Origin of the sequence: Rhizobium mongolense USDA 1844 (assembly GCF_000419765.1) — a bacterium.
Taxonomy (GTDB): Bacteria; Pseudomonadota; Alphaproteobacteria; order Rhizobiales; family Rhizobiaceae; genus Rhizobium; species Rhizobium mongolense.
The window spans coordinates 1-10,651 of record NZ_ATTQ01000060.1 but is presented as its reverse complement, the minus strand read 5'-3'; the positions used below and the strand labels follow the sequence as shown (position 1 = coordinate 10,651).

At 57.2% G+C, this 10,651-nt stretch carries 8 protein-coding genes and 5 pseudogenes; 3 read left to right on the top strand and 10 right to left on the bottom strand.

Features of this window, described 5'->3' with window-relative positions; genetic code table 11:
* Positions 1–259 (top strand): annotated as a pseudogene (locus A3C3_RS42355) (transposase); the annotation flags it as partial.
* A 266-nt stretch (positions 260–525) separates the two neighbouring features.
* Here A3C3_RS42355 and A3C3_RS44765 read toward each other — a convergent pair.
* The 8 genes and pseudogenes from A3C3_RS44765 to A3C3_RS0136425 all read right to left on the bottom strand — a co-directional run.
* A pseudogene (locus tag A3C3_RS44765) lies at positions 526–930 on the bottom strand (helix-hairpin-helix domain-containing protein); the annotation flags it as partial.
* Positions 931–990: 60 nt separating this feature from the next.
* Positions 991–1,370, bottom strand: a pseudogene (locus tag A3C3_RS42350) (UPF0262 family protein); the annotation flags it as partial.
* Positions 1,371–1,385: 15 nt separating this feature from the next.
* Positions 1,386–2,243: pseudogene (locus A3C3_RS40785) on the bottom strand (acetyl-CoA C-acetyltransferase); the annotation flags it as partial.
* Between the two features lie 79 nt (positions 2,244–2,322).
* A pseudogene (locus tag A3C3_RS42345) lies at positions 2,323–2,670 on the bottom strand (CoA transferase subunit A); the annotation flags it as partial.
* Positions 2,671–3,069: 399 nt separating this feature from the next.
* The gene (locus A3C3_RS40775; protein WP_022719401.1) at positions 3,070–3,780 is read right to left on the bottom strand and encodes an ABC transporter permease subunit; all 711 of its coding nucleotides are present in this window, start codon (positions 3,778–3,780) and stop codon (positions 3,070–3,072) included.
* Entirely contained in the window at positions 3,780–4,424 is a 645-nt protein-coding gene (locus A3C3_RS0136435; RefSeq protein ID WP_167521886.1) for an amino acid ABC transporter permease, read from the bottom strand. The genes A3C3_RS40775 and A3C3_RS0136435 overlap by 1 nt, the downstream gene beginning before the upstream one ends.
* A 70-nt stretch (positions 4,425–4,494) precedes the next feature.
* Positions 4,495–5,274: a substrate-binding periplasmic protein gene (locus tag A3C3_RS0136430; RefSeq protein ID WP_022719399.1), complete on the bottom strand. Its 780-nt coding sequence runs from the start codon at positions 5,272–5,274 to the stop codon at positions 4,495–4,497.
* Between the two features lie 27 nt (positions 5,275–5,301).
* The gene (locus A3C3_RS0136425) at positions 5,302–6,087 is read right to left on the bottom strand and encodes an amino acid ABC transporter ATP-binding protein (RefSeq protein WP_022719398.1); all 786 of its coding nucleotides are present in this window, start codon (positions 6,085–6,087) and stop codon (positions 5,302–5,304) included.
* Between the two features lie 403 nt (positions 6,088–6,490).
* Here A3C3_RS0136425 and A3C3_RS0136420 point away from each other — a divergent pair, with 403 nt between their 5' ends.
* Positions 6,491–7,288, top strand: a complete 798-nt coding sequence (locus tag A3C3_RS0136420) for a 3-hydroxybutyrate dehydrogenase (protein ID WP_022719397.1) — start codon at positions 6,491–6,493, stop codon at positions 7,286–7,288.
* A 145-nt stretch (positions 7,289–7,433) separates the two neighbouring features.
* On the opposite strand, the gene A3C3_RS0136415 is transcribed toward A3C3_RS0136420, so the two are convergent.
* Positions 7,434–8,318: a beta-keto acid cleavage family enzyme gene (locus A3C3_RS0136415; RefSeq protein WP_022719396.1), complete on the bottom strand. Its 885-nt coding sequence runs from the start codon at positions 8,316–8,318 to the stop codon at positions 7,434–7,436.
* A gap of 308 nt (positions 8,319–8,626) precedes the next feature.
* The gene (locus A3C3_RS0136405) at positions 8,627–9,541 is read right to left on the bottom strand and encodes a LysR substrate-binding domain-containing protein (RefSeq protein ID WP_022719394.1); all 915 of its coding nucleotides are present in this window, start codon (positions 9,539–9,541) and stop codon (positions 8,627–8,629) included.
* Positions 9,542–9,758: 217 nt separating this feature from the next.
* Here A3C3_RS0136405 and A3C3_RS40770 point away from each other — a divergent pair.
* Positions 9,759–10,651: 3-hydroxyacyl-CoA dehydrogenase NAD-binding domain-containing protein (locus A3C3_RS40770; protein WP_022719393.1), on the top strand; the 893-nt coding region annotated here is incomplete at its 3' end.

The following is a 10,651-nucleotide window of genomic DNA, read 5'->3' as shown; positions in this document are numbered from 1 at the left end:
GAGCTTCGACGAAACTCGAAGAATGGATCGATGATGCCATTCACTCCGGGCTCGCTTCCTTGGCCCGTTTTGCCCGCGTTCTTCGCCGTGATATCGACGCCGTCTGTAACGCCATCGATCTGCCCTGGACAATGGTCAGGCAGAAGGTCAGATCAACCGACTGAAGACGATTAAGCGCGCAATGTATGGCAGAGCAGGCCCTGAGCTTCTCAGGGCACGAATGATGCCGATTAAACTGGCAGATCTCCACACAAAGTGAGGAAGACCCACTTAATGTGAGAATCAATCGTCGACGAAATCGACGGTGTTTCTGCAATGAGTCATCCATTTCCCGACGAGGTTGATGAAGCGCTTTGGGATGAGGCGTGTCGACGCGCAGAGGCGATCCGAGGATTCCTAATGCATCGCTCCGGCAAGGTGGCAGCCGGAGATGTGGCATTACTTGCGGCCGACCGAACTCGAAGTCAGTCGAGCAACTGTGTACCGCCTTATTAAGCTCTTTCAGGCTGGAGGAACGGTGATGTCGAGTTCGACTTCCGGCTCCTGCTGCTCGGCGATGGCCCGCGCCTCCCGTTCCGCCGCGGCAGTGAAGAGCGGAAGCGGCTCGTCGCGCAGTGCCCTGATCGCCCAGAGCGCATCGCGTCGCTCAAGACGTAGGGATGACAGGAAGGCATCGGCTTCGGCAGGCTCGACAAGCGAGGCGACTGGTACGCCCGATCGCCGCCACATGTCGTCAACCGATGCGAAGTGCTCATCGGCGCGGGCGGCGACGATGCGCGCCGCGTCGGCCGTCGCCAAACCGCGCACCAGACGCATGCCGAGCCGGACCGCATGCCCGTCGGTGCCGTCGATCGGCTCCAACGTGCAGTCCCAGCGCGAGCGGTTGATGCAGACGGGGCGCACCTCGACGCCGTGTTTCCGCGCGTCGGCAGTGAACAGACGGCGCGCCGTGTCCTTGTCGATGCTGACCTTGGTGGAGAGACGCTCTTTCAGCAGTTCGGCCGCTTCGTTGTGGATGCCACACCGGCCCATATCGATCGCCTGCAGCCGCTCTGGCCCCGGCCGGCACATCGCGTCGTAATAGCTTTCGCAGATGCGGGTGTAATCCTTGAGCAGTCTGCGGAAAGGCGTCAGCGACAGTGAGTGACGACATGCATCCCGTTGTCGTCGGCAACATGCATTGCCAATCGTCCGTCCGCGGTCTCGATCTTGAGGCGATAGGGGCCGCCGTCATGGCCGATCGGCGTGAAGGAGTTTGATTCCAGAAGGTCGATGATCGCCAGCGCCTGTTCACGCTCGACGCGCGCATCCCGCGTTCTGAAGGAGCAGTCGAGTGCGACATCGCAGAGACGGAACTTGGCGCCGGGCATCGCGGTGGCCTCCCCTCACATCGCTTCCACGCACATCGCGACGCCCATGCCACCGCCAATGCAGAGGGTGGCAAGGCCCTTCTTGGCGCCGCGGCTCTTCATTTCGAAGAGCAGCGTGTTGAGGACGCGGGCACCAGAAGCCCCGATCGGATGACCGATGGCGATGGCGCCGCCGTTGACATTGACGATCGACGGATCCCAGCCGAGGACCTTGTTGACGGCGCAGGCCTGGGCCGCAAAAGCCTCGTTCGCTTCCACGAGATCGAGATCGCCGATCTTCCAGCCAGCTTTTTCAAGTACCTTGCGCGAAGCCGGGATCGGACCCGTTCCCATGATGCCGGGGTCGCCGCCGGCCGTTGCCCAGGAGACGATGCGGGCAAGAGGCTGAATGCCGCGGCGCACTGCTTCTTGCTCGCTCATCAAAAGGGCTGCGGCAGCACCGTCATTGATGCCGGATGCGTTTCCTGCGGTGACCGTGCCTTCCTTGTCGAAGGCGGGGCGAAGCTTGGTCATGCTGTCGAGTGTGCCGCCATGGCGGATATATTCGTCCTGGTCGACCACGACATCGCCCTTGCGGGTCTTGACGGTGAAAGGAACGATTTCATCGGCGAAGCGGCCGGCCTTCTGGGCCGCCTCCGCCTTGTTCTGCGAGGTAAGCGCAAACTGGTCCTGCTCCTCGCGGGTCAGCTGCCACTGACGGGCGACATTCTCGGCGGTGACGCCCATGTGGTAGCCGTAAAAGGCGTCCGTCAGGCCGTCCTTGATCATCGTGTCGATCATCTTGAAGTCGCCCATCTTCACACCGCCACGCAGGTGCGAGCAGTGCGGCGCCATCGACATCGACTCCATGCCGCCTGCAACGATGATGTCGGCAGTTGACAACTATAGATTTTAGTTCACAGTATCACAATTCCATCTCGTGAGCTATGCGGCGAGGTGAATGGGGGTCTGTCTTCAGTTCCTTGCCCTCGGCAACGACCGTGCCGACGCCGGTCTTAGTGTAGAAGCCGGCGATGCCTGCGCCGCCCGCCCGCATGCGTTCGGCGAGCGTCCCTTGCGGGTTGACCTCGAGCTCCAGTTCACCGCTCAGATACTGCCGCATGAACTCGGCGTTCTCGCCGACTTAGGAGGAGATCATCTTTCTGATCTGCTTCGTCTTCAGCAGCACGCCGAGACCGAAGTCATCGACGCCGCAATTGTTCGAGGCGATGGTCAGATCTTTCGTGCCTGCCTCACGGATTGCACCGATCAACAGCTCCGGAATGCCGCAAAGTCCGAACCCGCCTGCGGCAATGACCATCCCGTCGAACAACAGGCCTTCAAGAGGTGCGTTTGAATCAGCGTAGATCTTGTTCAAGTCATTCCTCCACTTTTGAGTACGAAATCAGCTGGCTCGAGTGCCGAATTGGACTGACCGTGAATGCGGCCGTCTCTCCGTCAGCGAACTTCAGTTCGCTCGATACGCTCGGGCGATTGGCCGCAAGAAATAGCAAAGGGCACGAGCCAAGACTGGTGTTGATGGCGGTGGGACATGTGAATTGTATGCACACATAGCGAGTGCGGCCTCGTTTAAGGCCAACGCCGCTATGGGCTGCCTCTACTGGTAATGCCAAGGGGAGCCGAGCAATCTGCGAGGAAATAATAAACAGGCGCGCCGGAACTGGCGCGCCCGTTGATGGCCGCTTATGTGCGTAGAATGTTACACGTGATGAGATTGTACCGACCCAGGCAGTGCAAGATGGCCTCTGACCAACTTTGTTCCTAGATCGATGATTTGCACGAGTACGACGTACATTATGCCGACGACCAACAACGGCGTTAGCGGATCCAGATAGACCTTTCCGAGCACGGTTGGGCCACCCATCAGATCTCTGACTGTAATTACGCTAGTGATGGCGGACGCTTTCACCACAGCAATCGTTTCACTTCCCAGGTTTCCTAGGATAGATCGAAGCGCGAGCGGCGCATGAATCCGAAAGAAGGCGCGCGTCTTCGTCATGCCGACCGCCGCTGCTGCCTCCAATAGTCCGGCTGGCACCATCCTCAGCCCACCTCTGATCATCTCCCCGAGATAGGCGGCATTGTTGATCGTCAAAACGAAAACTGCGGTCCGGAAGGGTGATGTCAAGACCAGATCCCAGAACAGGCTACCCCTAAACCAGGTTACTCGCGGCAAGCCGTAATATATCAGGAACAGTAGGATCAGCAGCGGCACGCCGCGGAAGACAAATATATACGCTTTCGCTGCGAAACGGACCGCGGGACTTCCATAGACATGCATTGAAGCCAAGACGCCACCGAGCGCGAAGCCGAGGACCATACTGATGGCCGTGAGCGCCAGAGTGACGCCCAAGCCGTCCAGGACAGCCCACCAGAAGGCGCTCGTCTCGAGAATCGCAAAATTCAGCATCAGAGTGACCTCTCCATAGCTGCTTCGAATCGGTGCTGCACGAAGCCGGAAACCGCAGAGATGGCAAGGTACATTACCGCCGCGATCAGATAGCAGACGAGAGGTTCGCGCGTGGAGCCGGCGATGATGCTCGTCGTCCGGCTTAGTTCAGCCACCCCGATAAGCGAGGCAAGAGCCGAGATCTTCAGCATCACCAGGAAAAGGTTGCCGAGCGCCGGAGTAGCCGAGCGTAGCAGCAATGGAACGACGATGCGCCTGCGGATCTGCAGTCGGGTCATCCCAATGGCTAACCCTGCCTCCGTATACCCCTTGGGAAATACAGCCATCCAATCCTTGAAGATCACCGCGGCATAGGAGCCGAACTGCACCGACAAGGCAACCAATGCGGCGATGGCAGGATTGCTGCCGCCGAATTGAAAGCCCAGCGGTTTGCCCAGCATCGTAAGGACGATATTAGATCCGTAGAACACCACGAAAATCACAATGATCTCAGGCAAACCACGGAACACGTTGATGTAAGCTGCCGCGGCAAGCGAAACAGCTCGAGTACGCGAGACGGCGGCGAATGCCACCGTCAAGCCGATGAGAACGCAGCTCGGGAAGGACGCAGCCGACAGCCCCAAGGTGAGCGCTGCGCCCTTCAACCAAAAGCTCATGTAGGGTGCAACGATCTCAATCATTGCAGATCCCCTTTGGAAGATTGTTCATCGTCGGTCAGTCGGTGACCAGCTTGGTGTTGAAGTACTTCACGCCGAGCTCGTCCACTTTCCCTGCTGCGATAACGGCATCCAGACCCTTGTCGACCTTGCTGACAAGGTCAGCCGATCCCTTGCGGAAAAACCAGGCTCGTCCTTCCCCGACATACTTTGGATCGAAGGTAGCCTCAGCGGCACGCTTGTAATTTCCCGTGCTGACATATTGTTGTTCAAGCTGAAGATTATCGCTCTGGAAGGCCGCGATGCGACCTGCATCCAGATCGAGCACGGCTGCATCAGCGGTATCGTAACCTCTGATGTCCGTGTCTGCACCAAGAACACCTTTGATATAGTCATAGTAGGCTTGGGTTCCGGCGATCGTCCCAATCGACTGGCCCTTCAGCCTGTCAAGCCCTTTTGAGGTATCGGCATCCTTTGGCACCAGGAAGGCGTAGCCGACCCGATAGATCATGCGCGAGGCATCGTATTTCTCAAGGCGAACCTTTGTCTTCGTAACAGTGGTGCCGATCATATCGATCGTTCCGGTTTCGAGCGCCGTGAAGATGCCGTCCCACGGTACGTTCGAGAGCTCGCAGTTCGCCTTTATCTCAGCGCAGACCGCCTTGATGAGGTCAATCTCGAAACCCGCCAGCTCGCCATTGGCTTCTACGTAAGCGAACGGCTTGTACGCGGCATCGATGCCAATCTTGATGGTTTCATCCGCACTGGCAGATGAGAAACTTGCGACGCTGACAACAGCCGCGACAACGGTAGACGACAGCATTTTCAACATGTTCATATCAGGTTCCCCTTTTCTTGATGTTGACTAGGATCGATATCTTTGAAGGAAGGAAGCGAGCGCTTCCGACGTCGGGGATTTCAGGACTTCTGAAGGTTTGCCCCTCTCTTCGATGTTGCCCTTCGAGAGGAAAACGACCTCCGAGGAGACCTCGAGCGCGAACTGCATCTCGTGGGTGACGATGATCATCGTCCTTCCCTCTGCCGCCAGGTTCTGCATGACGCGCAACACTTCGCCCACAAGTTCGGGATCCAGCGCTGATGTCGGCTCGTCGAAGAGAAGAATTTCGGGTTCCATCGCAAGCGCGCGCGCGATTGCTACGCGCTGCTGCTGCCCACCCGAAAGCTGAGAGGGGTAATGATTAATACGGTCCGCAAGGCCCACCTTCTCGAGATAGCCGAGAGAACGCTCCCGAGCATCCTTCTTGGAAAGCCCGAGCACCTGTACGGGCCCCTCCATCACATTCTCGATCGCGCTTCGATGTGGCCACAGATTGAAAGACTGGAACACCATTCCAACCTTGCGGCGCAGGGCGATCAGCTCGGCATTCTGCTTCCTCGTGCGCCGATCCCGGCCCATAGCAGGAAAGACGATGCCGTCGAGTACAATTTCTCCGGCGGTAGGCTCTTCAAGAAAGTTGATACAGCGGATCAGAGTACTTTTCCCGGACCCGGAGCTTCCGATCAGCGTGACGACATCGCCCTGGGCGGCGCCGATGCTGACGCCCTTCAGGACCTCCATGGGGCCGAAGGACTTCCGTAGATTACAGATCTCCAGGAGCGGCCCTCGCGCCGTCGAAGAATTCGGATTCACATTAATTCCCCTTTTCAAGGGCTACGAGCCTACGAAATCAAGTCTGCTCAATGCAGCCGGCGAATTAGCCATTGGCCATCGCTCTAATCTCAGTGCCTGCAATGCTCCTTGACGGCAGTCGATCATTCAATTGATCTTTTGCAAGCACATGTGAATCCTATTCACAATACATCGTCGCGAGAACTCGTGCAAGGGGGCCCCACAGTCTTCAGCCGCTCACATGGCAATTGAGCCCGCGAGAAGGATCTAAGGCATAAACGATAAGTTTCAGTGCCGCAGGTCGCCTTCGCTGTTTCGGTGAATAATGCTTACGGTTTGGATGCCCAGATTCACTTGTCATTGCTCTTGCAGACACGTTCTCTGAGGGTGTGCTAAAATCAATTGGTTATGGAAAGGCCTTCATATGAGTATTTCCGTGCCGCTCCACGGCAAAGTTGCCCTGGTGACCGGTTCAACCAGCGGGCTTGGGCTGGCGATCGCTCGCATGCTCGCGACAAACGGAGCTGACGTCGCGCTGAATGGTTTCGCCGCTCAAAGCAAAATCGATGATATCACCCGTAGCATTTTCGAGGGGACCAGGCGGCGCGCCAAGCATTTTGCCCACGATCTGTCGGATATAGCCGAGGCCAGTGGCCTGGTCGCGGCTGTCACGGCCGAGCTGGGAAAGGTCGATATCCTGGTCAACAATGCTGGAGCTCAGCATCTGGCCGCCATCGATGAATTTTCTGACGAGCAATGGCAGCGCCTGCTCGCAATCAATCTAACTGCGGCCTTCGCGACAACGAGAGCGGTTTGGCCGCAGATGAAGGAGCGTGGCTGGGGCCGAATTGTGAACACGGCGTCGACGCTCGCGTTCACAGCGGAGACGCGTAAATCCGCTTATGTGGCAACCAAACATGGCATTCTTGGATTGACTAGGGAAGTTGCGCTCGAGGGCGCTCAGCTCGGGATCACCTGCAATGCCGTATGCCCTGCCTGGGTATTGACGCCTCTCGTCGCGAAGCAGGTCGAGGCGAAAGCGGCAGAGCTCCAATATTCATTCGAAGAGGCGGCCCGGAACTACTTTCTAACGGATATGCCAACGCGCCGCTTCGTGGAAACTGACGAGATAGCAGCCGGTGTTCTATACCTCTGCAGTGAGGCCGCGAAGTCAATCACCGGAATTGCTCTACCGATCGATGGGGGAAGCTTGGTGGTCTGAGGCCACTCTGATTAGTCCGCCTTTGAGATTATGAACGGCCATGAAGCTTTCCTGCGGTGGATCTGGCGTAACACCCACAGGATAGATTCCGGAAAGCGTTGCAGCTCTGCGGCGAGCTGCAACGCCTGACTTTCGCGAATGCCAACTATGTGCGGGGCTTCAGGTTAAGCCAAGTCCGCGTTTCCGAAGCGGAGCGTATCCTGGCTCCCATGGCTTCAACAATTTGACGAGCCTTTGTAACCAACTGCGCATTGGTGGCGAGGACGCCACGCTCCAGATAGAGATTGTCCTCCAGACCAACGCGAATGTTGCCGCCTAGGAGAACAGCCTGTGCAGCCATGGGGAGCTGCATGGCGCCAAGTCCAAACCCCGCCCAGATGGCGTTCGATGGCAGCGCATTACGCATCGCCATCATCGCATGCGGCGTGGCGGGCGCTCCGTACTTGATCCCAAGGCAAAGCTGGAACAGCGGCGGCTGTGCGATTCGACCTTCCTTGATCAACTGCTTTGCCAGTTCGATATGACCCAGTTCGAAGACTTCGATCTCCGGAAGGACTGAGGCCTCCTTGTAGCTCTCCGACATCGCCCGCAACCACGTAGGCGTCGTCGCATAAAGCGAGTCGTCGAAGTTCAACGAGCCTGTATCGAGGCTGGCGATTTCAGGCTTCAATTCCAGAATGTGTTCCATTCGCTCCTTGGGACCAACGAAATCCGTCCCTGCAGTTGGCGGCAACGGAGATTGCTCAGAACCAAACAGGATCTCACCACCCATACCACCGGTCAGATTGATGATGACGTCCTTGTTGCGCTCCCGAATAATAGTCTCAAGCTCGCGATAGAGTCCGACATCCCGGCTACCAAGTCGCGTCTCTGGATCGCGAACATGAAGATGGACAATTGCCGCGCCCGCTTCATATGCTTCGAGCGCGCTGTCCGCGATCTCCACAGGCGTGACGGGCACGTGGGGGCTTTTGCCTGCAAAATCGCCTCCGCCTGTTACGGCGCAAGTGATGAAGGGTTCACGATTCATGCATATCTCCGATGATGGACATGGCTTGCGAGCGAAGCTCCATGTCGTGGGCGCCGATCAGGCGGCGCGCGCGGTTGAGCGAAACGCTTGAGGAGGCGGACACAGCCTGAGGCTTCGTCCTGTGAAGCGTGCTCGTAGCTAACGAAGAATCCTGGCTCCTGCACAAGTGAAACTTGACTGGGGAAAGTTGAGCAAAACAGACAGGTGCGCATCTAATTGGAATTGAGCATTAGCGAAAAGGGCTCGCTCTTGCCCGTAAGCGGACGCCTTTAGCCTGTGCGCTAATCTGGGCCGCGACTGAATCAAGTTTAGGTTTTCGGCACGCCGATCTTCGTCGTCCCAGGCAGCGATTGCATCCACTGTGCAAAACAGAGGGCGCTCCGTGGAACGGGTCGGCTTTTAGGAGTCAGAAGCAGGTAGGACTTTTCCTCCTCAATCGCCACAGTCGACAAGGAGACAAGGGTCTTGGCCCTTAACTGAGATAGCACGACGCTTCGCGGCAGGAGAGCCACTCCCTCACTAGCCAGGCATGCAGCTAGGGTGAGATTGCCATCTGGAAAGATCATGCCAGTCTCTGCGAGCCGGGGATCAACGTCGAAATCAATCGAGATCTTTCTAAGCCAGAGCCCCCAAAACTTTCGGTCATCATCATGCAGAAGCGTCAGGCGCGCCAGGTCCCTAGGATCCTGGTAATTGTTCCGCTGCAGATAGTCTGGTGATGCGACCGGCACAGTCGTGCCATCAAGAAGCGGGATAGCAACAAAATCTGGAAAATCACTCGAATTTCCATGCTCGATGGCAACATCCACTGAAGCAGGGTCCAAAACCTTGGCCGCTCTCGCATATTGGATGGCCACCTGAACGTCAGGGAACTTTCCCCAAAAGTCGTGCATCTGCGGCATCAGCCACGCGACTGCGAACATCGGCAGACAAGACACACGCACCATCGGCGCAGAACCGCGTTGACGCAGAAGTTCCGTCTCGGCGTGGATGCTGTCGAAAGCTTCACAGACCTTAATCTTGTATCGTTCCCCGGCTTCTGTGAGGCGAATGCCTCGACCATTCCGCTCTACAAGCGAAATCCCAATCCAATCCTCAAGCTTTCGGATCTGATGACTGACAGCCGAGTGAGACACACACAGCTCCTCGGCAGCTCGGGTCACGCTAAGCATTCGTGCGACAGCCTCGAATGAACGCAGTGATTGGAGTGGCGGAAGCTTCATAACAACTCGTCTATCATATTCACATATCGGAGCGCAATACGAACCGGTCGTCGCCTCCCGTCTGTAATATAAGCCTAAGGAAGAATGCAGCAGGTCTGAACCTGTCGGCAGCGCAGAAATCTCCCATTGATCTCGCCTGCCACAGTCAGCTCTCAGCTTCTACCAGTTGAACAGTTCCGCCGTGACAGGCGAAGAATCCGCCGGAGTTAAAACTTAAGTGAACAATAAAATTTTTAAAGTTACCTGCGTCGGCGCCGGTCTTATCGGTGCCGGGTGGGCTGCGCATTTCATGCGAGCCGGCTTGGACGTCACCGTTTACGACGTGTCGGCTGAACGTGAAGAGTATCTTAGAGAGTCGCTCGAACGGGCGATGCCGTCGCTACAGGAACTTGGCCTTGCGCCGGGTGCATCACCTGCCCGAATCAGGTTCACCACTGATCTCGAAGAAGCGCTTGAAGGTAGCCAATTTGTTCAAGAGAGCGCGACTGAGGATGTAAATGCAAAGACCGGACTTATCGCGCAGATAGATGCCCTTACACCAGTGGATGCAGTCATCGCGTCGAGTTCGTCAGGTTTTCTCGCGACGGATTTGAGGCGAGAGGCGCGACATGGGGAGCGGATCATCATCGGCCATCCCTTCAATCCTCCCTATCTGGTCCCGCTGGTGGAAGTGGCCGGTGGAGATGTGGCCGCGCAAGCGATCGCCACAGCAACGCAATTTTATCAGAAGACCGGCTGCGAAGTGGTTGAACTGAAGCGCGAGATTGACGGCTACATCGGCAACAGGATTCAGTTTGCCGTGTTCCGCGAAATTCTCTACCTGCTTTCGCAAGGTGTAGCCGATCTTGAAGCAATTGATAGAGCGATCGTGGCCGGTCCGGCCATCCGCTGGGCGGTAATGGGCCCGTCGTCCGTCTTTTATCTCGGCGCTCGCGATCCTTCCCTTTATCAGGAATTCGTCGATCTACTCGCCCATGAGATGGAGAGCGGCTACACGGCACCAGCGACATTCACACCGGATAAGGCTCTTATGAATGCCTATGCCGACGAGGTCTGCCGTGGAATCGGCGCAAATGGTCAGGACGACCTGATCGCACTCCGTGACGAAGG